This is a genomic window from Pseudomonas cuatrocienegasensis (assembly GCF_900110925.1).
Classification (GTDB): Bacteria; Pseudomonadota; Gammaproteobacteria; order Pseudomonadales; family Pseudomonadaceae; genus Aquipseudomonas; species Aquipseudomonas cuatrocienegasensis.
Genome location: NZ_FOFP01000002.1, coordinates 129,634 through 155,851, shown reverse-complemented (window position 1 = coordinate 155,851; position 26,218 = coordinate 129,634). Strand labels below are relative to the sequence as shown.

General features: G+C 60.9%; 27 protein-coding genes and 1 tRNA gene. 18 read left to right on the top strand and 10 right to left on the bottom strand.

Going from position 1 to position 26,218, the window contains the following annotated elements; translation table 11 throughout:
- Window positions 1–15: 15 nt before the first annotated feature.
- Window positions 16–1,374, bottom strand: coding sequence for a type III glutamate--ammonia ligase (gene glnT / locus BMW49_RS03615; RefSeq protein ID WP_069515935.1), 1,359 nt, complete (start codon window positions 1,372–1,374; stop codon window positions 16–18).
- Between the two features lie 150 nt (window positions 1,375–1,524).
- On the opposite strand from glnT, the gene BMW49_RS03610 reads away from it, so the two are divergent.
- Together BMW49_RS03610 and BMW49_RS03605 are read left to right on the top strand one after the other, a co-directional pair.
- Window positions 1,525–2,529 carry an alpha/beta fold hydrolase gene (locus BMW49_RS03610; RefSeq protein ID WP_069515934.1) on the top strand — a complete coding sequence of 335 codons (1,005 nt, stop codon included), beginning with the start codon at window positions 1,525–1,527 and terminating at the stop codon, window positions 2,527–2,529.
- 107 nt (window positions 2,530–2,636) lie between these two features.
- On the top strand, window positions 2,637–2,864 hold the full coding sequence (locus BMW49_RS03605) for a hypothetical protein (protein WP_069515933.1): 228 nt from the start codon (window positions 2,637–2,639) through the stop codon (window positions 2,862–2,864).
- 11 nt (window positions 2,865–2,875) lie between these two features.
- Here BMW49_RS03605 and BMW49_RS03600 read toward each other — a convergent pair whose 3' ends face one another.
- Entirely contained in the window at window positions 2,876–3,289 is a 414-nt protein-coding gene (locus BMW49_RS03600; protein ID WP_069515932.1) for a hypothetical protein, read from the bottom strand.
- 146 nt (window positions 3,290–3,435) lie between these two features.
- Between BMW49_RS03600 and BMW49_RS03595 the strand changes: the two genes are divergently transcribed.
- Window positions 3,436–4,569: a M14 family metallopeptidase gene (locus BMW49_RS03595; protein WP_069515931.1), complete on the top strand. Its 1,134-nt coding sequence runs from the start codon at window positions 3,436–3,438 to the stop codon at window positions 4,567–4,569.
- 27 nt (window positions 4,570–4,596) lie between these two features.
- Window positions 4,597–5,205 (top strand): glutathione S-transferase family protein, encoded by a 609-nt coding sequence (locus BMW49_RS03590; RefSeq protein WP_069515930.1) that lies wholly within the window; start codon window positions 4,597–4,599, stop codon window positions 5,203–5,205.
- Between the two features lie 135 nt (window positions 5,206–5,340).
- Here the strand turns inward: BMW49_RS03590 and BMW49_RS03585 are convergent, their stop codons facing one another.
- Together BMW49_RS03585 and BMW49_RS03580 are read right to left on the bottom strand one after the other, a co-directional pair.
- A complete protein-coding gene (locus tag BMW49_RS03585) occupies window positions 5,341–7,674 on the bottom strand; it encodes an ATP-dependent DNA helicase (protein ID WP_069515929.1) in 2,334 nt (777 codons plus the stop codon).
- A complete protein-coding gene (locus tag BMW49_RS03580; RefSeq protein WP_069515928.1) occupies window positions 7,671–9,329 on the bottom strand; it encodes a VRR-NUC domain-containing protein in 1,659 nt (552 codons plus the stop codon). Before BMW49_RS03580 ends, BMW49_RS03585 begins: the two co-directional genes overlap by 4 nt.
- 148 nt (window positions 9,330–9,477) lie before the next feature.
- Here BMW49_RS03580 and BMW49_RS03575 point away from each other — a divergent pair.
- Window positions 9,478–9,552: transfer RNA gene (locus BMW49_RS03575), tRNA-Arg, on the top strand.
- 175 nt (window positions 9,553–9,727) lie between these two features.
- On the opposite strand, the gene sstT is transcribed toward BMW49_RS03575, so the two are convergent.
- On the bottom strand, window positions 9,728–10,954 hold the full coding sequence (sstT, locus tag BMW49_RS03570) for a serine/threonine transporter SstT (protein WP_069515927.1): 1,227 nt from the start codon (window positions 10,952–10,954) through the stop codon (window positions 9,728–9,730).
- A gap of 290 nt (window positions 10,955–11,244) precedes the next feature.
- On the opposite strand from sstT, the gene BMW49_RS03565 reads away from it, so the two are divergent.
- Window positions 11,245–11,904, top strand: coding sequence for a YceH family protein (locus BMW49_RS03565; RefSeq protein ID WP_069515926.1), 660 nt, complete (start codon window positions 11,245–11,247; stop codon window positions 11,902–11,904).
- 62 nt (window positions 11,905–11,966) lie between these two features.
- On the opposite strand, the gene BMW49_RS03560 is transcribed toward BMW49_RS03565, so the two are convergent.
- Window positions 11,967–12,653 (bottom strand): phage infection protein, encoded by a 687-nt coding sequence (locus BMW49_RS03560; protein WP_279627076.1) that lies wholly within the window; start codon window positions 12,651–12,653, stop codon window positions 11,967–11,969.
- Window positions 12,654–13,191: 538 nt separating this feature from the next.
- On the opposite strand from BMW49_RS03560, the gene BMW49_RS03555 reads away from it, so the two are divergent.
- Genes BMW49_RS03555 through BMW49_RS03545 form a run of 3 tightly spaced genes read left to right on the top strand, consistent with a single transcriptional unit; the run spans window position 13,192 to window position 15,808 of the window.
- Window positions 13,192–14,505: an MFS transporter gene (locus BMW49_RS03555; RefSeq protein ID WP_069515924.1), complete on the top strand. Its 1,314-nt coding sequence runs from the start codon at window positions 13,192–13,194 to the stop codon at window positions 14,503–14,505.
- A complete protein-coding gene (locus tag BMW49_RS03550; RefSeq protein WP_069515923.1) occupies window positions 14,502–15,194 on the top strand; it encodes a TIGR04283 family arsenosugar biosynthesis glycosyltransferase in 693 nt (230 codons plus the stop codon). Before BMW49_RS03555 ends, BMW49_RS03550 begins: the two co-directional genes overlap by 4 nt.
- Window positions 15,191–15,808 carry a TIGR04282 family arsenosugar biosynthesis glycosyltransferase gene (locus BMW49_RS03545; RefSeq protein ID WP_069515922.1) on the top strand — a complete coding sequence of 206 codons (618 nt, stop codon included), beginning with the start codon at window positions 15,191–15,193 and terminating at the stop codon, window positions 15,806–15,808. Before BMW49_RS03550 ends, BMW49_RS03545 begins: the two co-directional genes overlap by 4 nt.
- A 22-nt stretch (window positions 15,809–15,830) precedes the next feature.
- Here BMW49_RS03545 and BMW49_RS03540 read toward each other — a convergent pair whose 3' ends face one another.
- The 4 genes from BMW49_RS03540 to flgA form a co-directional block, all read right to left on the bottom strand.
- A complete protein-coding gene (locus BMW49_RS03540) occupies window positions 15,831–16,580 on the bottom strand; it encodes a flagellar brake protein (RefSeq protein ID WP_069515921.1) in 750 nt (249 codons plus the stop codon).
- A gap of 82 nt (window positions 16,581–16,662) precedes the next feature.
- Window positions 16,663–17,130, bottom strand: coding sequence for a flagella synthesis protein FlgN (locus BMW49_RS03535; protein WP_069515920.1), 468 nt, complete (start codon window positions 17,128–17,130; stop codon window positions 16,663–16,665).
- A 70-nt stretch (window positions 17,131–17,200) separates the two neighbouring features.
- Window positions 17,201–17,545, bottom strand: coding sequence for a flagellar biosynthesis anti-sigma factor FlgM (gene flgM, locus BMW49_RS03530; protein WP_069515919.1), 345 nt, complete (start codon window positions 17,543–17,545; stop codon window positions 17,201–17,203).
- Window positions 17,546–17,687: 142 nt separating this feature from the next.
- Window positions 17,688–18,446, bottom strand: a complete 759-nt coding sequence (gene flgA / locus BMW49_RS03525; RefSeq protein WP_069515918.1) for a flagellar basal body P-ring formation chaperone FlgA — start codon at window positions 18,444–18,446, stop codon at window positions 17,688–17,690.
- A 77-nt stretch (window positions 18,447–18,523) separates the two neighbouring features.
- Here flgA and BMW49_RS03520 point away from each other — a divergent pair, with 77 nt between their 5' ends.
- From BMW49_RS03520 to flgH, 9 genes are all read left to right on the top strand, one after another.
- Window positions 18,524–19,456, top strand: coding sequence for a chemotaxis protein CheV (locus tag BMW49_RS03520; RefSeq protein WP_069515917.1), 933 nt, complete (start codon window positions 18,524–18,526; stop codon window positions 19,454–19,456).
- Window positions 19,457–19,500: 44 nt separating this feature from the next.
- Window positions 19,501–20,328, top strand: coding sequence for a protein-glutamate O-methyltransferase CheR (cheR, locus tag BMW49_RS03515; protein ID WP_069516216.1), 828 nt, complete (start codon window positions 19,501–19,503; stop codon window positions 20,326–20,328).
- 445 nt (window positions 20,329–20,773) lie between these two features.
- A complete protein-coding gene (gene flgB / locus BMW49_RS03510; protein ID WP_069515916.1) occupies window positions 20,774–21,181 on the top strand; it encodes a flagellar basal body rod protein FlgB in 408 nt (135 codons plus the stop codon).
- 11 nt (window positions 21,182–21,192) lie between these two features.
- Entirely contained in the window at window positions 21,193–21,633 is a 441-nt protein-coding gene (gene flgC / locus BMW49_RS03505; protein WP_069515915.1) for a flagellar basal body rod protein FlgC, read from the top strand.
- A 19-nt stretch (window positions 21,634–21,652) separates the two neighbouring features.
- Window positions 21,653–22,327: a flagellar hook assembly protein FlgD gene (gene flgD, locus BMW49_RS03500; protein ID WP_069515914.1), complete on the top strand. Its 675-nt coding sequence runs from the start codon at window positions 21,653–21,655 to the stop codon at window positions 22,325–22,327.
- A gap of 42 nt (window positions 22,328–22,369) precedes the next feature.
- A complete protein-coding gene (gene flgE, locus BMW49_RS03495; RefSeq protein WP_069515913.1) occupies window positions 22,370–23,716 on the top strand; it encodes a flagellar hook protein FlgE in 1,347 nt (448 codons plus the stop codon).
- A gap of 210 nt (window positions 23,717–23,926) precedes the next feature.
- Window positions 23,927–24,667, top strand: coding sequence for a flagellar basal body rod protein FlgF (locus tag BMW49_RS03490; protein ID WP_069515912.1), 741 nt, complete (start codon window positions 23,927–23,929; stop codon window positions 24,665–24,667).
- Window positions 24,668–24,713: 46 nt separating this feature from the next.
- Entirely contained in the window at window positions 24,714–25,499 is a 786-nt protein-coding gene (gene flgG / locus BMW49_RS03485) for a flagellar basal-body rod protein FlgG (RefSeq protein WP_069515911.1), read from the top strand.
- 18 nt (window positions 25,500–25,517) lie between these two features.
- Window positions 25,518–26,216, top strand: a complete 699-nt coding sequence (gene flgH, locus BMW49_RS03480) for a flagellar basal body L-ring protein FlgH (protein WP_069515910.1) — start codon at window positions 25,518–25,520, stop codon at window positions 26,214–26,216.
- The last annotated feature ends 2 nt before the right edge of the window (window positions 26,217–26,218 follow it).

Below are 26,218 nucleotides of genomic sequence, written 5' to 3'. Positions count from 1 at the left end.
CAATCGAGAAAAGCATCAGAAGAATTTCAGGTAGCGCTGGATTTCCCAGTCGGAAACGTGGGTGTGGTAGGCATTCCATTCGTCGCGTTTGAAGTCGACGAAGGCCTGGAACAGGCTGTCGCCGAAGACTTCGCGGCTCAGTGGGTCTTTCTCGAAGGCATCGATGGCTTCGCTCAGGGTGCGTGGCAGGCACTCGATGTTCATCTCGGCGACCTGCTTTTCGCTGTAGTTGTACATGTTCTCGCGGTGCGGCAAGCCGGGCTCCAACTGCTCGCGCACGCCTTCCAGGCCGGCGGCGAGGATCATCGCCGCGCCCAGGTAGGGGTTGCTGGCGATGTCGGCAGCGCGGCATTCCACCCGGCCGCCCTGGGAGGGGATGCGCAGCATGTTGGTGCGGTTGTTGTTGCCGTAGCAGACGAACACCGGCGCCCAGGTGGAGCCGGACATGCTGCCCTTGCGCACCAGGCGCTTGTAGCTGTTGACGGTCGGTGCGATCACCGCGCAGATCGCCTGGGCATGCTTGAGCACGCCGGCGATGAAGTGGTAGCCGAGCTTGCTCACGCCGCAGTCGTGCAGGTCGTCGCCGTCGGGCTCGAACAGGTTGCGCCCGGTCTCGCGGTCGGCCAGCGACATGTTGTAGTGCGCGCCGCTGCCGGTACGTTTGGCCGAGGGCTTGGGCATAAAGCTGGCGAAGGCGCCGTGTTTGCGGGCGATTTCGTTGGCCAGCATGCGGAAGAACACGAAGCGGTCGGCCATGGTCAGGGCGTCGGCGTATTTGAAGTCGGTCTCGAACTGGCCATTGGCGTCTTCATGGTCGAAGGAGTAGACGTCCATGCCGATGTCGTTCAGCGCCTCGACCAGCTCGCCGATGATGTGCATGTTGTCCATCAAGCCGCGCGGGTCGTAACAGGGCTTGGCCAGGTCGTCGCGGGCGCTGATCGGCTCGAAGCCGCCATCGGCGCTGTCTTTGTAGATAAAGAACTCGGTTTCGATACCCAGGTTGAAGGTGTAGCCCATGGCGGCGGCGGCATCGGTCTGGCGCTTCAGTGCGCCCCGTGAACAGGCGGCGAAGGGCTTGCCATCCAGGTACAGGTCGCTGGCGAACCAGGCCAGGTCCTTGTTCCAGGCGCACTGGATAACGCTGGCCGGGTCGGGCATGGCGGCCACTTCGTTGTCGCTGATGTCCTGGGGCACGCCGTCCAGGGCTGCGCCGGTGTACAGCTCGGAGCCACCCAGCATCTGCCCAAGGTGCGACAGGGGCACGAACTTGCCCTTGATCACGCCGTGGATATCGACGTAGCTGGCCATGGCGTATTTCACACCTTTGGCCTGCAGGCTGTGTTTCAGGTTCTCGGCTGCGGGGTTGTGACTCATGACTGGCGTCTCCATGGATTAGGTCGTGGCGCGGGGCGCCCTGGCACGAATCCTTCATTCAACATACATGCCAGCGTGTATATAAAATGGCGCCGCGACGCTGTGGGCGAGACACGCGGTTCTTCTCGAGGTTTTGCGAGGGTTTGCTAGATGATTGAATTGATTAAAGAAAAAAACTTTATGCAGCTCGGCGACCTGCCGCTGCAGAATGGCCAGGTGCTGCGTGATGCGCAGCTTTGTTACCAGGTGGTCGGCCAGGCGAACGCGGCGCGGGACAATATCGCGCTGCTGCCCAGCTACTACGGTGGTACACATTGGGGCAACCTGCCCCTGCTTGGTGCGGGCAGCCCCCTGGCCAGCGGCGACTACTGCGTGGTGCTGACCAGTATGCTCGGCGCTGGCTGGTCCAGCTCACCGAGTACGGCCGGCGCGGGGCAGGGTGGGGCGGACTTCCCGCAGATCGCTCTGGTGGACAATGTCGAGGCGCAGCGTCGCCTGCTTGATGCGCTGTTCGGTGAGTGGCACCTGGCTCTGGTGGCAGGCTGGTCGATGGGCGGCATGCAGGCCTTTGCCTGGGCCATGGCCCACCCGCAGCGGGTCGCGCGGATTCTGCCGATCTGCGCCACGGCGCAGTGCTGGCCGCACAACCGTGTATTCCTCGATGGCGTAAAAGCTGCGCTTTGCGCCGATGCCGCCTGGCAGCAGGGGCGCTACCAGCAACCGCCCGTCGCCGGTCTGCGCGCCTTCGCCCGGGTGTACGCTGGCTGGGCCTATTCCCAGGCGTTCTACCGCAACGGCCTCTACCGTGAGCTGGGTTTCGACACGATCGAGGCGTTACTGGCTTATTGGGAAGACGACCACTTGCAACAGGATGCCAATGACCTGCTCTGCGTATTGCACGCCTGGCAGAGGGCTTGGCTGGGCGATGAGCTGGCGGGCACGCTGGGCTGCATTGAGGCGCGCACGTTGATCATGCCGGGCAGCAGTGATCTGTACTTTACCGTTGACGATGCGCGCCACGAGGCCAGCCTGATCAGAGGCGCCGAGTTGCGTGTGCTGCAGTCGGACTGGGGCCATTGCGCCGGCGGGCCAGGACGTGACCCGCAGGCCATGACACAGATCTTCGCGGGTATGGCGCACTTGCTGGCGAGTTAAGTGATTGGGCTGCCTGCTGTGTGAAACGGCGAAAACTTCTCGAACGCCGAGACCTGCGCCTGTCTAACAGGTAACTCAGCATTTTGCCCAGCACAGGAGAGTCGCTCATGGCGCACTGGACATTGACTTACAACCGGGACAACACCACCACCACCGTCGACATGAAGTCGGCCGAACAACCCAGCATGGACGAGGCGGTGGCCTTCCTCCTCGACTGGGCTGAAACGCACCTGGAGCGCGGCGAGTTCGGCGACAGTCAGGACGACCCGAGTATCCCCGCGGTGCGCCTGCTGACCCGCTTTGGCGTGACCATTACCGGGATTGCCAAGAGCTGAGAGCGTGGCGCTCAGTCCAGCTCTTCCTCGTCGCGGATCAGCACGCAGCGCAGGCCGCGCTCGTCCCGCTCGCATTCGCTGACGTAGTACATCACCACCTCGCCCAGGCCGGGCTGTGCGGCCAGGTAATCGCCCTCGGCCGGCTCGAAGTAGCCGCGGTTGCCCGGCGCGGCTTCACTCTCGACATAGGCGATCACGAACAGTGCGGGGTCGAGGTCGTCGTAATAGGCCTCACGGGTTGGTGCGTCCCAGTCCTGGGGCGGCTCGAATGTCCCGGTGAACACAACCTTGGCATCGCCCAGGTCGACTTCCTCGGCTTCGGGGTCCTGCTCGTCGGGGCGGTATAAGGTGCAGTCCTGGGCCTGTGGGTCGGCCAGCAGGGCAGCGCGGGCGTGCAGGTGTTGCAGGGAATGTTCGGACGGCATTGCGGTCTCCTTATAGGGCATACGTGCAGAGCGACAGTGTCAGGGAGTTGCCTTCGTGCTGCAAATGGCATCCGTGGATGGCTGGCGGGAGCAGGGGCAAACCTGCGATGCTCGGCGACTCGTTTCAGTGGCCCAGATGGTACTCCATGAAGATCAATGCAGATTTCGACAGTGGCAATATCGAGGTGCTTGACGCCCGTGATCCTGGCCACGTTCGCCTGGCTATTCGCCCCGACAGCCGCAGCGGGCATTTTCAGTGGTTTCATTTCCAGGTGCAGGACCTGACGCCGGGACAGACCTACGGCTTTAGTCTGGACAATGCCGCGCAGTCGTCCTATCCGCATGCCTGGGAGGGTTACCACGCCGTAGCCTCCTACGATCAGCAGACCTGGTTTCGCGTGCCCAGCCGCTTCGAGGACGGCGCCCTGCGCTTTAGCCTGCAGGTGCAGCAGGCGCAGGTGTGGTTTGCCTATTTCGAGCCCTATAGCCGGGCGCGCCATGACAGGCTGATCGGCCGTGCTCAAGCGGCCGGCATCGAGTGCCTGGCCGTCGGCCGCAGCCTGGAAGGGCGCGCCATCGAACTGCTGCGTGTACAGCGTAATCCCCAGGCCACCCGCAATCTGTGGATCATCGCCCAGCAGCATCCCGGCGAGCATATGGCTGAGTGGTTTATGGAAGGGCTGATCGAGGCTGTCGCTGCGCCGGATGAGGAGTTGGCCGCGCTGCTGCAACAGGCCAACCTCTACCTGGTGCCGAACATGAACCCCGATGGCGCCTACCACGGCCATCTGCGCACCAATGCCGCCGGTCACGACCTGAACCGCGCCTGGCAGTCGGCCAGCGAGGCGCAAACGCCAGAGGTGTGGTTCGTCCAGCAGCAGATGCTGGCCCATGGCGTTGATCTGTTTCTCGACATTCATGGTGATGAAGCCATCCCCCAGGTATTCACCGCCGGTTGCGAAGGCAACCCCGGCTACAGCCCGCGCCTGGCCGCCTTGGATGCAGACTTCAAGCAGCGCCTGCTGGCCAGCGGCGCGGCTTATCAGACGCGCCATGGCTACCCGATCAGCGCGCCAGGGCAAGCCAACCTGACGCTGGCCTGCAATGCCGTGGGTCAGGCCCATGATTGCCTGGCCTTCACCCTCGAAATGCCGTTCAAGGACCATGACGACGCCCCCGAACCTGCGACCGGCTGGAACGGCGCCCGCGCTGCGCTGCTAGGCCGGCAGGTGCTGAACGTCGCCCTGGCCATGGCCGATTCCCTGCGCCCGACTCGTTGAGCGCGTTTGCCCACCCTGGAGATCTCCATGCAACTGCTCTATGCCGCCGCTTCCCCCTTTGCCCGCAAGGTCCGCGTCATGGCCAGCGAGCTGGGTTTGCTCGATGCCATCGTGCTGATCGATAGCAGCGTGCTGCCAACGCGTGATAACCCCGAGGTCAGCCAGGCCAACCCGCTGACCAAGATCCCCGTGCTGCTGACCAGCGACGCCGGTGCGCTGTACGACAGCCGGGTGATCTGCGAATACCTGGACAACCTGCACCACGGTGAGCGTCTGTTACCGCTGGAGCCGTCCAAGCGCTGGCCGGTATTGCAGCTGGCAGCCTTGGCGGATGGGCTGATGGACGCGGCCTTGCTGGCGCGCTACGAAGGCAGCGCACGACCCGCCGAGCTGCAATGGCCTGCCTGGCTGGAGGGGCAACTGAGCAAGATCGAGCGCGCACTGGACCATCTGGAGCAGCAGCATGCGCGCTTGCACGGGCCGCTGGATATCGCCCAGATCGGCGTCGCTTGCGCCCTGGGTTATCTGGATTTTCGCTTTGCCGACCTGGCCTGGCGTGAAGGCCGTCCGAACCTGGCGGCGTTCTACGAGGGGTTTGCCCAGCGGCCTTCGATGCACGCCTCGAAACCGGTCTAGTGCCTCGTCACGCCTAACCCATCGGTGAGCTCCAGGCCTGTGGGAGGGCCGGGCGGCGATGCTGTCGGCGCTTTCAAGGATTATCGCGAATAAATTCGCTCCTACAGAGAGCGACAGATGACCTGTGATGCGTCACTAGAACAACTGCCCCGGCAACGCGCTGAGCACTTTCGTGGCGCGTTGTTCGGGTGGCTCGGCCGGCAGGTTGCAGCTATCCACCGTCCACCAGCTCGGCAGCAGGCGTTGCACGTCGGGCAGGGTAAAACGGTCGTCCATCAGGTAGACCACGCCGCGGTCATCCAGGGTGCGGATGACCCGTCCGGCCGCCTGTACCACTTTCTGTAAACCCGGATACAGGTAGGTGTAGTCGTAGCCGCTGCCGAACATGGTCTGCATGCGTTCGCGCACCTGCTGGTTGATCGGGTTGATCTGCGGCAAGCCGAGGGTTGCGATAAAAGCGCCGATCAGGCGGTCTCCCGGCAGGTCGATACCCTCCCCAAAAGCACCGCCGAGCACGGCAAAGCCGATGCCACGACCTCCGCGGACGAATTGCTCGAGAAACTGCTGGCGCTGGCTTTCATCCATCTGCCGCGACTGCACCCAGACCGGCACCCCCGGATTACGCGCGCGAAACACCGCCAGCACTTGCTCCAGGTAGGTGTAGCTGCTGAAAAACGCCAGGTAGTTGCCAGGCTGCTCGCTGTACTGGCGGGCCATCAGGCTGGCGATTGGTCCCAGCGACTGCTCGCGGTGCGCGTAGCGGGTGGACAGGTTGCGCACCGCTTGCACCTGCAGTTGCTCGGCGCTGAATGGCGACTGCACGTCCAGCCAGGGCGTACCTGCCGGCAAGCCGAGCAGATCGGCGTAGTAGCGCGCCGGGCTCAGGGTGGCGGAAAACAGCGTGGTGCTGTGGGCCGCCTCGAAGCGCGGGGCGAGAAACGGCGCCGGCACCAGGTTGCGTATGCACAGGGTCGAGAGCGGACGGCCCTGTTCGCTGTCATGCCGGCTGATATCGAACAGCGAGTGCGGGCCGAAGGCTTCGGCCAGGCGGCAGAACAGCATGGCGTCGAGGTAGAAGCGCAGCAGTTCTCCGTGGTTGCCGGTGGGCTGGTCGGTCAGGTGGTCAGTGATAGCGCTGACGGCTTTTTGCAGCGCCATAAGAAATAGATCCGGCGCCGCCGGGTAGACCTGGTAGGGCAGTTGCTGGTCGGCATGTAGCTGGTTCCAGTGGCGGTTGACTCGCTCCAGCACGCCTTTCAGTCCGCCCGGTGCAATGCGGCGTAAGGCGCCGAAGCTGGCCTGGCTCAGTTCGGCGGTGTACATGCTGCGCGCCCGCTCAACCAGGTTGTGGGCCTCATCGACCAGTACCGTAACGCGCCACTCGTTGATCTGGGTGAGGCTGTAGAGCAGGGCATTGAGGTCGAAATAATAGTTGTAGTCGCAGACCACCACATCGGCCCAGCGGCTTAGCTCCTGACTCAGGTAATAGGGGCAGACCTGATGGGCCAGGGCGGTCTCGCGCACTGCCTGCTGGTCCAGCCACTGGCGGTCGAGGGCGGCCTGGCGCGCCGCGGGCAGGCGATCATAGAAACCCTTGGCCAACGGGCAGGATTCGCCATGGCAGGCTTTGTCCGGGTGCTCGCAGGCTTTGTCGCGGGCGACGTGTTCAAGGATGCGCACCGGCTGTGCTTCCCCGGCGCTGCGGCGCAAGGTCTGCAGCGCCTCCAGGGCCAGGCGCCGGCCAGGGGTTTTGGCAGTGAGGAAGAACAGACGGTCCAAGCCCTGTTCGGCAAAGGCCTTGAGCTGCGGGAACAGCGTACCCAGGGTTTTACCGATGCCGGTGGTGGCCTGGGCCATCAGGCTATGGCCGTCACGGGCTGCGCGGTACACCGCCTCGGCCAGTTGTCGCTGGCCCAGGCGGAACTGTGCGTGAGGGAAGGTCAGGGCAGCCAGGGCCTGGTCGCGGACCTGGCGGTGGGCGACTTCCTGCTCGGCCCAGACGATAAAGCGCTCGCACAATTGGTTGAAGAACCGCTGCAGGTCCTGGGCCTGGTGGTGCTCGTGAAACACGCTTTCCTTCTGGCTCAGCACATTGAAGTAGACCACCGCCAGGTCGATTTCCGTCAGCTGCAGTTCGTTGCACAGCAGCCAGCCGTAGACCTTGGCCTGAGCCCAGTGCAACTGGCGGTGGTTGTCGGGAATGCGGCTGATGTCGCCCCGGTGGGTTTTGATCTCCTCCAGCAGATTGGCCTGGGGGTCATAGCCATCAGCCCGACCGCGTACACGCAAGCTACGGTATTCGCCGCTCAGGGGCACCTCAGCAAGGTACTCGGGGCCGCGCCGGGCAACCACGATGGCGTGCCCGGCCATGCCCTCCTGGGCGGTTGGCGAAGGGGTAAAGCGCAGGTCGAGATCGCCGACTTTGGCGGTGAACTCGCACAGCGCGCGCACTGCAACCTGGTAACTCACGCCTCGGCCTGCTTGGCGCACTCGGCCCATTGCACGTAACAGACGTCGACCGGCATGCCGTGTTCGGCACAGAAGGCCAACCAGCGCCGCTGGTTGTCTTGCAGGCGGTCGCCTGGCCCCTTGACCTCGATCATCCGATAGCGGTGTTGCGCCGGGTAGAACTGGATCAGGTCGGGCATGCCGCATCGGTTGGCCGCGATATCGCTCAGCAGGCGGCGAAACCAGGCGCGCAGGTGCGCCGCCGGTAAGCAGGTCAGGGCTTGGTCGAGCAAAGTTTCGCTGAGCGCGCCCCAGTAGACGAAAGGCGATTGGATGGCGAATTTTTCGGCGTAGGTCTGGCGGATGCGGGCTTGGTAGACATCGCTGTCGAGCAAGGCCAGGCAGTTGTCGAACAAGTCCGCGCGGCGGCTGTAGAAGTCGCTATTGAGCAAATCGGCCGGGCCGCTCTGGAAGGGGTGAAAAAACGCTCCGGGCAGCGGCGCGAAGATCGCCGGCCAGCAGAGCAGGCCGAACAGGCTGCAGATCAGGCTGTTTTCCACGTAATACACCGGCGCGTGGGGCTCATTCAGGTGGGCGCGCACGGCGTACTCCACCCGCTGGTTTTCAGCGTAGGGCAGGCTGAGGTCGATACGGCTGCTGGCTTCGCGCCGCCGCCGAGCGGCGCTGGTCAGGCCAAGTTGGCGTTGCAGGCGGGTGATGGCCGGCTGCAGCGCCTGCACCTCGGCTTCGTTATGAGGCTCTGCCAGCAGCGCACAGGCCAAGTTATAGGCGTCATGGTAGTGCCCGGCACGTTCGAGTACCCGCACCTGGCGCGGGCGTGCTGCGGCATAACCACAGGCCTGGTACACCGCCAGCGCCGCCTCCAGGCGTGCCTCGCGCTCGAGTTGCTGGCCCACGCGAAACAGCAGTTTGGCACGGCGCTGGAGCACGTAGGTGCTGTTCGTTTGGCACGCGAAGATGGCATCCAGCAGCGTATCGAGCGGCTGACCGGCCTCGAACGCTTCCCGGCAACGCTGCAGGTACAGGTAGTCGTCCAGGTCCTGGCGGCAGACCAGGGCGCGGGTGCCGGCGGTCAACTCGACCGGCTCGTAGCGCAGGATGCCGAGGTCGGCGAGGATAAATTCGCTCCAGTCCTGGCGCAGGTTGCCAAAGAACATCAGGCGCAGGCGCTCACACAGCGCCTCGATGGTCAGGCTCAGTAACTGCTCGTCGATGCCTGGGCACCAGTTAGAAAACGAACGCGATTCAGGGTATTGCTCGACCAGCAGGGCCTGCGCCTGTGATTTGCTGGCGCGCGGGCTGTCGAGTTGCTCGGCAAAAGTGCTCAGCAGCTCCTCTTTACGCAGCAGCTTGCACAGCGTTTCGATCTCGAGGGGTGCCTGGGTGCTCAGCCAGCCGGCGGCGATCAGTGGCTCGGCCGCGGCGGCGCAACAGCCAATCTCCGGATACTGCAGCTTGCTCAGGCGAAAGTGTGGCCCTTTGCGCATGATCAGGCGCACCAGCAATGCCTGGGACACTACGGGCTGGGTCTGGAAGGCCGCCACGAACGCCTGCTCGTCAGCCGCCAGCAGGTCGGCATGGTGGCCGGTGAGCCAGGCAAGGACCTTGTGGAAGTTGGTGAGGTAATAAAAGGCCGGGTCGAGCGTCGGGTGCATAGCGGGGTCGAGTACTGGTTTTATATACAGATAACAGCCTGGCGCTGCCCTGGCAACTGCCAACGGATCGAAGGGGCGATGGCATGACAAATCCAGCGCGGCTGGGTAACATGCCGCCCGGCTGACGCCGAAGCGCGTCCTGCCCTTTGTCTCCTTAGTTCAATGGATAGAACAAGCCCCTCCTAAGGGCTAGATGCTGGTTCGACTCCAGCAGGGGACACCACACATAAAGGTTATGTCTGAGCTAACTGTTGAACACTCTGTAGGAGCGAATTTATTCGCGATGTTCGCGACCCAATCGCGAATAAATTCGCTCCTACACAGGCCAGCTCCCAGCTACGGCATAACCAAAAAAGGCTTACGCACTGCGTAAGCCTTTTTTCGTTTTGCGTATGACCTCAGTCGTTTTGTGTACGCGCCTCGTCCAGGCAGACGGCCGCTGTGAAGAGCACGTCGGTGGAGGAGTTCAGGGCGGTTTCTGCCGAGTCCTGGACGATGCCGATGATAAAGCCGACTGCGACTACCTGCATGGCCACTTCATTAGGGATGCCGAACAGGCTGCACGCCAGTGGAATCAACAGCAGCGAGCCACCGGCCACGCCGGATGCACCGCAGGCGCTGATCGAGGCCAGCAGGCTGAGCAGCAGGGCGGTGGGCAGGTCCACGGCGATACCCAGAGTTTCGACAGCGGCCAGGGTCAGCACGGTGATGGTGATGGCGGCGCCGGCCATGTTGATGGTGGCCCCCAGCGGGATGGAGACCGAATAGGTTTCCTTGTGCAGGCCCAGGCGCTGGCACAGCTGCAGGTTGACCGGGATATTGGCCGCCGAGCTGCGCGTGAAGAAGGCGGTCAGGCCGCTCTCGCGCAGGCACATAAACACCAGCGGATACGGGTTGCGGCGCAGCTTGCTGAACACGATCAGCGGGTTGACGACCAATGCGACGAACAGCATGCAGCCGACCAGTACGGCGAGCAGGTGGGCGTAGTCGAGCAGGGCGCCCATGCCGGATTCGGCCAGGGTCGCGGCGACCAGGCCGAAGATACCCAGGGGGGCCAGGCGAATCACCAGCTTGACGATCGAGGTCACCGCCTGCGACAGGTCGCCAAGCATCTGCCGGGTGCCGTCACTGGCATGGCGCAGGGCGATACCCAGGCCGATGGCCCAGGCCAGAATGCCGATGAAGTTGCCGGTCAGCAGGGCGTTGACTGGGTTGTCGACGATATTCAGCAACAGGGTCTTGAGCACGTCGGCGATACCGCCAGGGGGCGATAGTGCGGCGCTGTTACTCGCCAGCGTGAGGCTGGAGGGGAAGAGGTGACTGGCAATTACTGCGACCAGCGCAGCACTGAAGGTGCCCAGCAGGTACAGCATCAGAATCGGGCGGATATGGCTCTGTTCGCCGCGTTGGTGGTTGGCAATGGAGGCGGCGACCAGCACGAATACCAGGATCGGCGCCACGGCCTTGAGCGCCGACACGAATACCGTGCCGAGGAAGGCGACGGACTGTGCGGCAGCTGGGAGAAACAGTGCCAGGGCGATACCGGCGAGCAAGCCGATAAGGATCTGCAGAACCAGGCTGGTGCGGTTGAGTAGATCAATCAGCGGGCGTGCAATAGTGGGCATGACAGGTGTCTCGGCAGGTGTGCGAAATAGCCCGGCAACCGGTGCCCGTGAAATCATTCTGGGTGATTTGCACGGTAACGTGGCCCGGATTGCGGGTCGTAAACGACGACTGGGCTGGCGGTGCAGCGAGGCCGGGTATGGCGCAGTGGCTTGGCCCGGCAAAAACAGCGCGCGACTCTAGCACATGGCAGCAGGTGGAGCATGGGGCGTGGCGTCACAGAGCTTCGGCTGCACAGCGAGCCAGTTGTGGGCCAGAATGGCAGACGCGTTCTTACTATCAGGAAATACCCATGTCCGATCTCCCTGCCAGTGTATTCAGCGAATCTCCCCTGTCGGCCATCGAGGGACGGGTGCTGGGCTGCTTGATCGAAAAGCAGTTCGCCACGCCAGAGGTCTATCCCTTGACCCTCAACGCTCTGGTACTGGCCTGTAACCAGAAAACCAGCCGCGAACCGCTGATGAGCCTAGCGCCTGGGGCGGTTGGCCAGGCCTTGCGCAGCCTCGAAGGGCGCGGCCTGGCGCGCTTGATGATGGGCAGCCGCGCGGATCGCTGGGAACAGCGCGCAGACAAGACGTTGGAGTTGGTTGCCGGGCAGGTCGTACTGGTCGGCCTGCTGCTGTTACGCGGCCCGCAGACGCTCAGTGAGCTGCTCAGCCGCAGCGCCAGGCTGCATGAGTTCGAAGACCTGGATGCTGTTCAGCATAGCCTTGAACGCCTTATCAGTCGCGGTCTTGCGCAACACCTGGGACGCCAGGCCGGTCAGCGTGAGGATCGTTACACCCATGCCCTGGGTGATCCGGCCGAGCTGCAGGCGCTGCTTGAGGCTCGTGCGGCGCAGCCTGAGCGCGTTGCCGTGCCAGCCGTGGATGATGAGCGCTTCGCAGCTCTGGATGCACGCCTTGCTGCGCTCGAGGCGCGCATCGCCGAGTTGGAAGCGGGCGGTCGCTGAATTCCAGGCACGAAAAAGGCGCCTCAACGGGCGCCTGTTTTTTTACTGCCGTGTGCAAACCCTTAGCTGGTGCGGTTAGCACCTACACGGTCAGCGCCATCTTCAGCAACACGGTTGATGTTGGTACGGTCGTAGCCATCTTCAGCAACACGATTGATGTTGGTGCGCTCGTAGCCGTCTTCAGCAACGCGATTGATGTTGGTGCGCTCGTAGCCGTCTTCAGCAACGCGATTGATGTTGGTGCGCTCGTAGCCATCTTCAGCAACGCGGTTGATATTGGTGCGCTCGTAGCCGTCTTCAGCAACGCGATTGATGTTGGTGCGGTCGTAGCCGTCTTCAGCAACGCGATTGATGTTGGTGCGGTCGTAGCCGTCTTCAGCAACGCGATTGATGTTGGTGCGGTCGTAGCCGTCTTCAGCAACGCGGTTGATGTTGGTGCGGTCGTAGCCATCTTCAGCAACACGGTTGATGTTGGTGCGATCGAAGCCGTCTTCTGCTGCTGCAGTCAGGGAGAAGGACAGGGCACTTGCGGACAGGGTGGCCAGGATCAGGCTGGTCAGAATTTGCTTTTTCATCTCGGGCTCCTCGTGGGGGCGATTAGTGAGTACGGGGCCCATGTTACTCATGAAAATTCGATGAAGAAGTTCTGATAGATAATGGTAATAATCGATGCTGTCGATAGTGGCTTGAGCCGCTTTAGATAAGGGGTTTGGCTGGTTTTTCAGGTTGATTCCATATTGCGATGACACTGGGTTTCTCGATTCTAACTATCGATTAAATTGATTGATGTGTCGGGATATGTCATCGAGCGGCGGTTGATCGCCCTTTACTTGGAATTTTGGATACTCGGTTGGTTTGTGTGCATGGGGCAAATTCGTGGGTACTCCACACCCGGCCTGGCGTAGCGCCAGACAGACAACTGGCCTGCTGCCGTACAGGCTCGAAGTACCCGAGGACTGCAGCTACCCTGTAACTTGCCTGCTGCGCTGAGTGAGTAAGGGCCTGATAGGGGTATTGGAACTGTTAGGTGTCGGACTCCTCGAATGCTAGGTCACCAGCAATGCTCTGACGCCCAATGATGTGCCGGTGAGGTCATTCTCTTGTAGTGCTCGCAGTGCAGACTGAGGCTGCAACGTGACCATAAACGGGTCTGGGTTGTCGCACACAAGGGGCGACAAGTACGCGATGCGAGGTCAGACTGCCCGCCTGTTTCATCTCAATTAGGTCAAGGGCCGCCATGCTCGCGCAAGGCGGCCTCTTTTATTTCAAGGAGCCCTCCGCTATCCCATGCGCATGATCTGGAAATCCTTTAGTTCGCTGTATGTTGCCACTCTGCTGATGTTGCTAGGGTCCGGGCTGTTGAGTACCTACCTGGCACTGCGTCTGGCGGATACGGTCGATGGCTTGTGGGTGGGTGCCTTGATGGCCGCCAACTATCTGGGTCTGGTGTTGGGTGGCAAGGTCGGACACCGGCTGATTGCCCGAGTGGGGCATATCCGCGCTTATGTTGCCTGCGCTGGCGTGGTGACTGCGGCGGTGCTTGGGCACGGTTTGACCGAGTGGTTACCGGGCTGGCTGTTTCTGCGCATGCTGGTTGGTCTGGGCATGATGAGTCAGTACATGGTCATCGAAAGCTGGCTCAACGAGCAGGCTGAGTCCCGCCAGCGTGGCAAGGTCTTCGCCGGTTACATGGGGGCGTCTTACCTGGGCCTGATTCTTGGCCAGTTGGTGCTGGTGATCCATCCGACCCTGGGACTTGAGCTGCTGATGCTGGTTGCCCTGTGTTTTGCCTTGTGCCTGGTGCCTGTCGCGCTGACGCGGCGCCTGCACCCGGCGCCTCTGCATCCAGCACCGATGGAGTTGCGCTTTTTTATCAAGCGGGTGCCTTTGTCGCTGACCACCATTGTCGTGGCTGGTCTGTTGATTGGTTCGTTCTATGGCCTGGCACCGTTGTACGCCACGCGTATGGGGCTGACGACCGAGCAGGTTGGTCTGTTTATGGGCTGTTGCATTCTGGCAGGGCTGGTTGGCCAGTGGCCGCTGGGTTGGCTGTCTGATCGCTATGATCGGGTCTGGTTGATCCGTGGCTGCGCGGCACTGCTGGCGATTGCTGCATTGCCGCTGGCGCTGATGCCGGTGGCGCCGCTGGAAGTGTTGGTCGGTGGCGGTTTTCTGGTCAGTTTGCTGATGTTCAGTCTCTATCCCTTGGCTGTGGCCTTTGCCAATGACCATGTCGAGGGTGATCGACGTGTATCGCTGACGGCGACCTTGCTGGTCACCTTCGGGGTGGGCGCAAGTATCGGTCCGTTGCTGGCAGGCGTGCTCATGCGCCTGCTGGGTGCGAACATGCTGTATGCCTTCGCCTGTGTCTGCGGGTTGATTTTGGTATGGCGTGTGCGGCCGGCCAATGTGACCCATTTGCACCAGGTCGATGACGCGCCGCTGCATCACATCGCCATGCCGGTGAACATGACCAGCTCGCCATTGGTGGCCGCGCTCGATCCGCGAGTCGACGAGCAAGTGGTGCAAGAACAGATGGTCGACCCACTGCCCGCCAGTGACGAGCCCGCAGCACCGGATGAGAAGGCACCTGCGGCATGAGCATGCGCTTGAGCGTGGTTATCCCTGCGCTCAATGAAGCTCAGGCCTTGCCGCTGCTGTTGGCTGACCTCGCGCCTCTGCGGCAGGCGGGGGCCGAGCTGATTGTGGTGGATGGCGGCAGTGGTGACGCTACGGTTGAACTGGCCCTGCTGCAGGCTGATCACGTATTGCAGGCAGGTAGCGGCCGTGCTCGGCAAATGAATGCCGGCGCTGCCCAGGCGCAAGGCGAATACTTGTGGTTTGTTCACGCCGACACCCGCGTCGGTGAGCCTGCCCTGCGCCGTCTGCTGGCGGTGCTGGATCAGGCGCCGCTGTGGGGGCGTTTCGATGTCCGTCTATCCGGGCGTGGATTGGCGCTGCGCCTGATCGGGGGCATGATCAGCCTGCGCTCGCGTGTCACTGGTATCGCCACGGGCGATCAGGGTATCTTCGTCGCGCGGCGGGTATTCGAGGCGCTGGGTGGTTATGCGAATCTGCCCCTGATGGAAGATATCGAGCTGTGCCGCCGGCTCAAACTCAAGGCTCGTCCTCGCTGCCTGCGTCCGCCGCTGTTGACCTCCAGTCGACGCTGGGAGCGCCATGGCATCTGGCGTACTGTCTGGCTCATGTGGCGCTTGCGGCTCGCCTACTACTGCGGTGCCGATCCAGCAGAACTGGCGCGCCGCTACAGCGGAGGATCCTCCTCATGACTCTGTCGATTTCCCTGCACATGCTGGCTCGTTCGCCAATTCCCGGGCGGGTCAAGACGCGGTTGATTCCGGCTTTGGGCGAGGAGGGTGCCTGCGATATGCAGCGTCGTCTCTTGGCCCGCGCCCTGGCATTACCGGCTACCGGTTTCAGCCAACGCTTCGTCTGGTTGGATGACTTGCCTGATCCGGAGCTGGAGGAGCAGGCCGAACGACATGGCTGGACCTTGGTGGAGCAGCCAGCCGGTGACCTGGGGGAACGTATGCGGCGCATCGCCACCCTGGGGCTGGTCGCAAGCGATGCGGTGGTGCTGATTGGCAACGATTGCCCCGCATTGGATGGTGCCTACCTGCAAGCCGCTCGAGAGGCGTTGCACCTGCAGCCAGTGGTGATCGGTCCGGCTGAGGATGGTGGCTATGTGTTGCTGGGCCTGCGTCAGATCGATCCCACGCTATTCAGCCACCTGCCTTGGGGGACCGATCAGGTGCTGGCGCTGACGCGTCAGCGGGTCGAGCAACTGGGCTGGGGCCTGCAGTTGCTCAGTGAGCTTTGGGATGTGGACCGTCCTGAGGACCTGTCGCGGCTAGCCAGTCTGGGCATCACGCTCGACAGCTAGCGGCCGCGATTATGGGCCAACCTCAGAAGAAGCCGTCTCCTTCCATGCGTCTGGCTTCACGCTGGACCTGATAGACGAAGCGTTCAACCTGACGCTGCACCAGGCCGGTCATACGATGAAAGCGCGCGCCGATAAACGTGATGTCGAGCTTCTCGACATACTGAATATGCCGGGCTTCGACTGGTGTGGTGATCTGCCCGAACGGCAGGTGGAGAGACAGGCGCTCATACACTTGACCAGATTGCAGCCCCTGCGTGATATCGCCCTGGAAGCGTAATTTGCAACCGGTAGCCGAAATATCGAGCATCTGGCCCTGCAGGGCAGTGCGCAGCTTGTCGCCTGCCAATTCGGCCTTGATCAGTTCGCTTTGCTTGAGTGGCGCGCGGAAGGCGTTACGCCGCTGGTGATAATGCACTTCCTGCGGGATTGCACTGATATAGCTGCGGGCGCCGTCATGATCGGTAATCGTCACCGGGTTCAGGCAGTCCCAGGCGATGCGAATACCGTCATGAAATGCCTCGACGCGGAACGGTTCGCCATTTTGCAGGAAGCGTTCACCGTCGCTGGGAATCATCTCGTCGAGAATCACCCGATTGGTGGTGCGATCGATATCGATCAGGTAGCTCTGGAAACGCTGGCTGCGCTCATGAAAGGCGATCACCAGCGGGTCATGGCCTTGTTGCAGCAGGCGCAGGTTGGCAAAAATCTCCAGTGGCGCCTTAAGCACCCTGGGTGGTTGTGGACCTTCGTCCGGGATGAAGGGGTTGGACACGGTCCGTCACTCTCCGAGCATGGGCAGTGCGCTAGCATACTGGCCTGCAGCCGGTATGTCCGTGCGCGTAGTGTTGTCGGTATCAGGCCTGGCTGAGGGGGCGCTGGCCGCCGATTCTAGCTGCACTGCCGCGGCTGTCATAGAGGCTTGGCGTTTCGCCACCGCGCAGGATGCTCAGCATGCTGCCGGTCGCGACCTGGCTGGAGCGGATCAGGCGACCATTGCGCAGATTTGCAGCCTGGCAGCGCTCAAGCAGTTTGTTCAATTCGTCCCCTCGCGCCAGAAGTTCGGCGCCCAAGGGGGAGCGCTGCGCCAGTTGCTCAAGCCCGGCCTGGTCGACACTCAGTTGCAGGCTGCCGAGTAACTGACTGCGCTGGCTGCCATGCTGGGAAAGTTGAGCAAGTAGCGGTTGTTTGTCGGCGAGAAAAGACTGCAAGCGTTCGAGGTCGCGCTCGCCGAGCGCTTGGTATTCGAGGTCGATCAGCTCAAGTAGCCGGGTGGCGTGGCCGATATCTTGGGAGAAAAGGTCAAGCAGCGTTGCATCGTGCATGGTCTGGGCTCTTCTGGGGGCGACAGCCGTAGGCCGTCAGGCGTCCAACACCCCCAGCGTAGCCCGTGGACTAACGCTGGGATTCGAAGTTGAGCAGTTTGCTGGCGACGCGGTTGGCATCCACTTGGTAGGAGCCGTCGGCAATCGCTTGCTTGAGCTGGGCGACGCGCTCCTTGTCAACGGTTGGTACATCGCGCAGCTTCTCACCAACCTTCTGCAATTGCTGTGCCTCCCGGCTCAGCTGAACGGATTCACCGCTCTTGCCGGTATTGGCTGATTGTTCTGCTGCAACCTCGGTGGGCTGCTTGGTCTGCGGGGCGATGGTCTCAGCCTTGCCGCTCGACTGAGCATTGCCGGTACGTCCCGTGTTAGCGGGCGTGGCGGCGTTGTTGAGCCGGTTGAAGTCGATAACCATGGTGAAAACCTCTGACGGTATGTGGACGCTTGCCTAGCTTTTCGGCCATCGTCAAAAAAACTTTAGAACAAATTTATATCGCTAAGTCAGTGCTGATGAACGGTCGTTCTTTGCCGGGGCAATGATAAACCAGGCGCGCCTCTTACATGGCCACTTCTACTTGACCTGGGCCGGTTACTCTAGCTCTGACCACGCGTTGTGAGCGTTGGTTGCGTACGCTGATCTGCCGGCCTAAAGCCCCATCCGACAAGGCCTCACCGGGCATGCGTACGTTTATACCAGCCGTTCGCGCAGTGATCACGACTTGGTCGCCGCGGCGGATTAGCTCGGCTTGTTCGACGTGCTGTGGAGCCAGTACCTGATCAGGCATCAGGGGGCGCGTCAATTTTTTGCCGATGGCCTGGGGGAGGGCGGATAGGTAGCCCTGATTGAGTTGCCCGACATCGCGTTCAGCCATGGTCAGATCGGCTTCGCCGAGTACGGCTGCGCGTTTGAGTGGTCGGCTGGCGGTTACCACTTCGCGAAACAGCCTGACTTGAGCGGGTACGAATACTGTCCAGGGTGCGCTACCGGCGCAGCGCACACGCAAGGTCACGCGGCCAATCGGTTGGGCTGGGCTTTCCAGTGCTACGATCAACTCTTGATCACATAACGGCATGCGTAGGCGCGGGTCGAGTTGGCTAATCTGGATCTCTTCTCGGCCCTGAATGTCGCCGCGTTGCAGATACTCTGCAACGGCCTGCTCAAGAAACTCCTGGCTGGCGCCGATAAGCTGTTCGGGCAGCGTGGCAACGGCCGATGCGTTGGTGCTATAGCCGAATGCGAGCAAAGCGGGTAGAACAGCCGTTAACAGGCGGCGTTTTGCTAGTAGGCGGTGGGATATTGTCGTTTTTGCGTTCATGTCGAGTAAATAGCAAGGCCCGTGCCGCCTGCTACGCTTGAACAAAAGATGCGCTACTCAAACAGAGGAGTTTGGGCATGGCAGGTGTAATGGATTCGGTGAACCAGCGCACGCAGCTGGTGGGGCAGAATCGTCTCGAATTGCTGTTGTTCCGTCTCGAGGGCAAGCAGCTCTACGGGATCAACGTATTCAAGGTGAAGGAGGTGCTGCAATGCCCCAAACTCACCATCATGCCGCGCTCCAGTCCAGTGGTGCGCGGGGTGGCGAACATTCGTGGGGGGACTATTCCCATCCTCGACTTGTCCATGGCCACCGGCAGAATGCCCCTCAGTGACCTGAAGAACAGCTTCGTGATCATTACTGAGTACAACACCAAGGTGCAGGGTTTTTTGGTGCACTCGGTCGAACGTATCGTCAACATGAACTGGGAAGAGATTCACCCGCCACCCAAGGGGACCGGGCGCGATCATTACCTAACGGCAGTGACGCGGCTCGATCAGCAGTTGGTAGAAATCATCGACGTGGAGAAGATCCTCGCCGAGGTGGCGCCCATGTCGGAAGTCATTTCTGAAGGCGTGATCGACGTTGAAACCCAGGGCAAGGCGGTCAGCAAGCGTGTGCTGATCGTTGATGACTCCTCGGTTGCGCGCAAGCAGGTTTCTCGCTGCCTGGAGACGGTTGGCGTGGAGGTGACTGCGCTTAACGACGGACGCCAGGCGCTCGATTATCTGCGCCAGATGGCTGATGAAGGCAAAGCCGTGGAGCAGGAGCTGCTGATGATCATTTCCGATATCGAGATGCCGGAAATGGATGGCTATACCCTCACGGCAGAAATTCGTGGCGATGTTCGCATGCAGAAACTGCACATCCTGCTGCATACTTCGCTCTCGGGGGTGTTTAACCAGGCGATGGTGAAGAAGGTCGGTGCCAATGACTTCCTCGCCAAATTTAGGCCCGATGACCTAGCCTCGCGTGTCGTCGAGCGGATCAAGGAAACTGACAGGGGCTGATGGCAGGTCCCTAGGTAATGATTATGGCGGGTGAGGCCTCAGTAGTGTCTTCAGGCAATTTGGATTTCGAGCAATTTCGCACATTCCTGGAAAAGGCCTGTGGCATCCTGCTGGGGGCCAACAAGCAGTATCTGGTTTCCAGCCGTTTGAACAAGCTTATGGAACAGAACGGCATCAAGAGTCTGGGTGAGTTGGTGCAGCGCATGCAGAACCAGCCGCGCAGTGGCTTGCGTGAGCAGGTCGTGGATGCCATGACCACCAACGAAACCTTGTGGTTTCGTGATACCTACCCCTTCGAAGTGCTCAAGACTCGCGTATTGCCGGAATTGATCAAGGCCTACCCTGCTCAGCGCTTGCGCATCTGGTCGGCTGCCTGCTCGTCGGGTCAGGAACCCTATTCGCTGTCGATGAGCATCGACGAGTTCGAGAAAAGCAACCTGGGGCAGCTCAAGGCGGGTATCCAGATCGTCGCGACAGACCTGTCACCTTCGATGCTGGCCAACTGCAAGTCGGGCGAATATGACAGTCTGGCGATGGGTCGTGGGCTCTCGCAGGAGCGCCTGCAGCGTTACTTTGACCCCAAGGGGCCGGGCCGTTGGGTGGTCAAGACGCCGATCAAGAATCGGGTTGAGTTTCGTCCGCTGAATCTGCTCGACAGCTATGCGAGCCTGGGCAAATTCGACATCATCTTTTGCCGCAACGTGTTGATCTACTTCTCCGCCGATGTGAAGAAGGACATCCTCACGCGCATGCACGCCATGCTCAAGCCAGGCGGCTACTTGTTTCTCGGGGCGTCCGAGGCGCTCAATGGGCTGCCCAACCATTATCAGATGGTGCAGTGCAGTCCGGGCATTATCTACAAGGCCAAGTAAGCGGCCTGACAACGGCTCTGCATGAGCCGTTGGTCCTTCTTTCTGGCAGTGTCTCGCTGCCTTGTCCCGCGCCTATTCATCGCTTTTTATCTAGCAATTGGTTGTTACTACGCTGATAAGGCGTGTGCAGCCGTGAAGGGGGGCGCCTAGCTTTTATTCGCGATTGCGTCGTGATTATCGCGAATAGATTCGCTCCTACAGGGGCAGCAGCCAATGGGGGCATGGCCTTTGTCTAAGTCACCGATGTCGTCGCGGCAGGCGGCAAGGTCAGGTCAAGCTTGCCGCTTTGCTTTGCCATCTTGCGGTAAGGCCTTGCCGCTTTTGCCGTCTAGGGCTTTTATTTATCTCTAACTAATTGAAATTATTGAGATAAATTTAGTGGCATGCACTTTGCTAAATGTCTTGCACGGCAAACAGGCAAGCCACTTGGCAAAGGTTCCTGCTCATGAGCATCAGTTTCGCAAACGCACTCGGCATTCACGAACAGGCCCTCGGCTTTCGCGCACAGCGCGCCGAGGTGCTGGCCAACAATATCGCTAACGCCGATACCCCGAATTTCAAGTCGCGTGATCTCAGCTTTGCCAATGTTCTGGCTGAGCAGAGCGCCAAGTCTCAGCGTGGGCCGGTGAATTTAAAACTCACCGACACCCGGCACATTGCTGCCGAGGGTATGTCCACGGGTGATGCCAGCCTCGAGTACCGCAACCCATTGCATGCCTCGATTGACCAGAACACCGTCGACCTGCAGATCGAGCAATCGAACTATGCAGAGAACGCAGTGCAGTTCCAGGCCAGTTTCACTCTGCTCAACAGCAAGTTCAAAGGGCTTGTCAGTGCCCTGCGCGGCGAATAAGGAGCTCGATCATGTCGTTAGCCAGTGTCTTTCATATTGCCGGTAGCGGGATGAGCGCCCAGAGCACTCGCCTGAACACTATCTCCAGCAACATCGCCAACGCCGAAACCGTCTCGTCGAGCCTCGACCAGACCTATCGGGCGCGCCACCCGGTGTTCGCCACGGTGTTCCAACAGGCCCAGGGTGGTGGCGGGTCGCTATTCGCCGAGCAGGACGAAGCCGGGCGTGGCGTAGAGGTGCGCGGCATCGTTGAGGACGACAGCACGTTGATGCCGCGTTATGAGCCCAATCATCCGGCGGCCGATGAGCAGGGTTACGTGTATTACCCCAACGTCAACGTGGTCGAGGAGATGGCCGACATGATTTCCGCCAGTCGTGCCTTCCAGACCAACGTGGAAATGATGAACACCGCCAAGCAGATGCTGCAGCGTGTGCTGACCCTGGGCCAGTAACCCAGCGAGGACGATGACGATGAGTACAGTAAGCGGCACCAGCTCGGTTCTGGATCAGTACCAGATGCAGCAAGGCAGCACGACGCAGAACAAGGAGCTTGGCAAGAATGAGTTCCTCAACCTGTTGGTTGCGCAGTTGAACAACCAGAACCCGCTGGAGCCCCAGGGTAACGGCGAATTCATCGCTCAGCTGGCGCAGTTCAGCCAAGTTGAAGGCATTGAAAAGCTCAATACCAGTATGTCGTCCCTGTTGACCGGCTATCAGTCGTCCCAGGCGCTGCAGGCCTCGTCATTGGTGGGTCGCAAGGTCATCGTGCCGACTGACAAGGCAGTGGTCGATACCAGTGAGAGCTTCAAGGCGAGCCTGGTTCTGCCTACCAGTAGCAGCAACGTCTACGTCAATGTTTACGACAGTGCTGGGGCAGTGGTTTCGCGGGTCAACCTGGGTGAGCAGAAGGCCGGTAACGTTAGCTTCATCTGGGACGGCAAAGACAGCAGCGGCAACCTGATGCCGCCCGGTACCTACAAGTTTGAAGCGCAGGCGACTTACGAAGGTGAGGCCAAGCCCAAAGGGCTTTACACCCTGTTGCCTGCCAACGTCGACAGTGTGGTTCTCGGTGGTAGCGAGCTGATGCTCAACCTGGCTGGGCTCGGCAGTGTGCCGTTGTCTCAAGTGCAGGTCATTGGTCAATAACTTACAGGCTTAGCCGCCGGTGTGCCGGCAAAGGAGACATCCATGGCGTTCAATATCGGTCTTAGCGGCCTGCGTGCAGCGACCAATGATCTAAACGTGACAGGTAACAACATCGCCAACGCCGGCACTGCGGGCTTCAAGCAGTCGCGCGCCGAGTTCGCAGACGTGTACGCCTCTTCGGTGCTGGGTACCGGCAGCAACCCCCAGGGTAGCGGTGTATTGCTGGGGGATGTGTCGCAGCTGTTCAACCAGGGCAACATCAATTACACGCAGAACGCACTGGACCTGGCGATCAATGGCAATGGTTTTTTCCAGGTGAACAACAACGGCGCCCTGAGCTACACCCGCGCCGGTTATTTCGGTACGGATCGCGACGGCTTTATCGTCGACAACTTCGGCTACAACCTGCAGGGTTACACGACCGATGCCAATGGCGTGTTGCAGCAGGGCGTGGTGGGTAATTTGCAGGTGCAGACTGCCAGTCAGGAGCCCAAAGCAACGACGACTGTCAGCCAGGGGTTCAAGCTGAATTCGACCAACCAAGTGCCAACTAATACGCCGTTCGATCCGACAGATCCGACCACGTACAACGCGTCGACATCCACCAATATCTATGACACTCAGGGTAATGCTCACGTTCTGACGCAGTATTTCGTCAAGAGTGGTCCGAACGAATGGCAGATGAATATCCTGATTGATGGCCGCAGTCCTTCCGATCCGGCATCCGCAGCGCCGGCAGGCACCGAGCCGGACCGTTATCAACTGGACTTCGATGCTGCGGGTAAAATCAGCTCGCTGGCGCAGATCACTGACATAACCACCGTTCCGCCCACCGTGGGTGCTCCCATCACCCCGGCTGGTCAGTTCACTATCGCAAACTGGAACCCGGCCGCGCCGGATACGGGCTCTGCAACCGGTTGGTCGCTTAACGGCGCCGAAAGTGCTCCAGGTGGTTTCACCTTTGATATTCGCGGCTCGACACAGGTCGCGAGTGCCTTTGCAGTCGATCGTGTCAGCCAGGATGGCTACACCACAGGTGAGCTGGCGGGCTTGGAGATCGATGAGACCGGTGTGATCTTTGCGCGTTACACCAACGGCCAATCCAAGGTGCAAGGGCAGGTGATTCTGGCGAATTTTGCCAACGTCCAGGGGCTGACTCCGGTCGGCAAGACCCAGTGGGTACAGTCGTTCGAGTCCGGTGAGCCGGTGCGCAACCCGCCTGGCAGTGGCACGCTGGGCTCGTTGCAAGCTGGTGCGCTGGAAGACTCCAACGTCGAGTTGTCGGACCAGTTGGTCAACCTGATTGTGGCCCAGCGCAACTACCAGGCCAACGCCAAGACCATTGAAACCGAGAGTGCGGTGACCCAGACCATCATCAACCTGCGTTAACGCCGGAACATTGGCGTAACCCTTGCCGGGCTATTGCCGGCAGCGGCAATAACTCGCCAGCACCCTTTCAAAAAGGCTCCTCCGGGAGCCTTTTTGTTTTATTAATTTCAATTAAATCAATATCTTGAGTGTTTTTTTGAGCGCTGGCACAGGGCTTGCTTTATTACCTGCAATAGAGCAAGCAGATGCCTAGGCATCGCGGAGAGAACCATGGACAAGATGCTGTACGTCTCCATGACTGGTGCCCACAACAACACCCTGGCCCAGCGTGCCCACGCCAACAACCTGGCGAACATTTCCACCTCAGGCTTTCGTCGTGATTTTGAGCAGGCGCGTTCGATGCCGATTTTCGGTGATGGTTTCCCGGCACGGGTCTACGCGATGAGCGAGCGTCCTGGTACGGATTTCACCCCGGGCGCCATGCAGGAAACCGGTCGTGATCTTGATGTCGCGATTGGGGGTGAGGGGTGGGTTGCGGTACAGGCGCCGGATGGCGGTGAAGCCTATGTGCGCACGGCGAGCCTTAATGTCGATGCCCTGGGTGTGCTGCGTACCGGCAATGGCTTGCCGGTCATTGGCAATGCCGGGCCGATTGCCGTGCCGCCGGAGCAGAAAATCGAAATCGGCCAGGACGGCACCATCAGTATTCGTGCCCTCGGTGAAGCCCCAAACGTGTTGGCCGAAGTGGACCGGATCAAGCTGGTCAATCCCGATCTCAAGCAGATGGAGAAGGGCACCGATGGCCTGATTCGCTTCAAGGGGGCGGAGCCATTGCTGGCCGATGCGACTGTCCAGGTCACCTCGGGCTTTCTCGAAGCCAGTAACGTCAACGCCGTTGAGGAGATGACCGCCATCCTCTCGCTGTCCCGTCAGTTCGAGCTGCAAGTGAAGATGATGCGCACCGCCGAGGACAACTCCTCTGCCATGGCGCGTGTCTTGCAGATGAGCTGATTACCACCACGTCGCGCCGTGAAAACGACGCCACAGGAGACTAACTATGCTTCCGGCACTATGGGTCAGCAAGACCGGTCTGTCCGCCCAGGACATGAACCTGACGACCATTTCCAACAACCTGGCCAACGTGTCCACCACCGGCTTCAAGCGCGATCGCGCCGAGTTCGAGGACCTGCTGTACCAGATCCGTCGTCAGCCGGGTGGCCAAACCACTCAGGACAGCCAACTGCCTTCCGGTCTGCAGCTGGGTACCGGTGTGCGGGTGGTCGGCACGCAGAAGATTTTCACCGCCGGCAGCCTGCAGACCACCGAGCAGCCCATGGACATGGCCATCAATGGTCGCGGCTTCTTCCAGGTGCTGATGCCGGACGGCACGGTGTCCTATACCCGTGACGGCAGCTTCCACCTCAACTCCGACGGTCAGGTGGTGACCTCTCAGGGTTTCGCTCTGGAGCCGGCCATCGTGCTGCCGAACGAGGTGCGTACCTTCACCGTGGGTGAAGACGGTACGGTCTCCGTCACCACGGCTGGCAATCCGCAGCCGCAGATTATCGGCAACCTGCAGACCGCTGACTTCATCAACCCGGGTGGCCTGGAAGCGATCGGTAATAACCTGTTCCTGGAAACCGCCTCCAGCGGTGCGCCGCAGGTCGGCACCCCGGGTCTCAATGGTTTGGGCCCGACGCTGCAGAACACCCTGGAAAACTCCAACGTCAGCGTGGTCGAGGAAATGGTCAACATGATCACGACCCAGCGCGCTTACGAAATGAATTCGAAAGTGATTTCGACGGCCGACCAGATGTTGGCTTTCGTGACGCAGAACCTGTAACGCTGTGAGGGTGTGGTTATGAACCGGCTCGTCTATCCGTTGTTGTTGTTGTCCGGCCTGATCGCCCTGAGCGGTTGCGTGGCCCCGGCGGCCAAACCCAATGACCCTTATTACGCGCCTGTACTGCCGCGTACGCCGTTGCCGGCGGCGCAGAACAACGGCTCGATTTATCAGGCCGGGTTCGAGAACAACCTGTTTGGTGACCGCAAGGCCTACCGGGTGGGCGACATGATTACCATCACCCTCAACGAGCGTACCCAGGCCAGCAAGAATGCCGGCTCGCAAATCCAGAAAGACAGTACCGCCAATATTGGCCTGACATCGCTGTTCGGTGGCGCGGTTTCGGCGGCCAACCCGTTCTCCGACAACAAATTGTCTTTGGGCGCCGAGTACGACGCCTCGCGTGATACCCAGGGCAACAGCCAGGCGGACCAGAGCAACAGCCTCACCGGCTCGATCACCGTGACTGTGGCCGAAGTACTGCCTAACGGCATTCTTGCCGTGCGCGGTGAGAAGTGGATGACCCTCAATACCGGCGATGAGCTGGTACGCATTGCCGGCCTGGTGCGAGCTGATGATGTCGCCACCGATAACACTGTAGCCTCGACACGTATCGCCGATGCCCGTATTACCTACTCCGGTACCGGCGCCTTCGCCGACGCCAGTCAGCCGGGATGGCTCGACCGTTTCTTCATCAGCCCGCTGTGGCCATTCTGAGG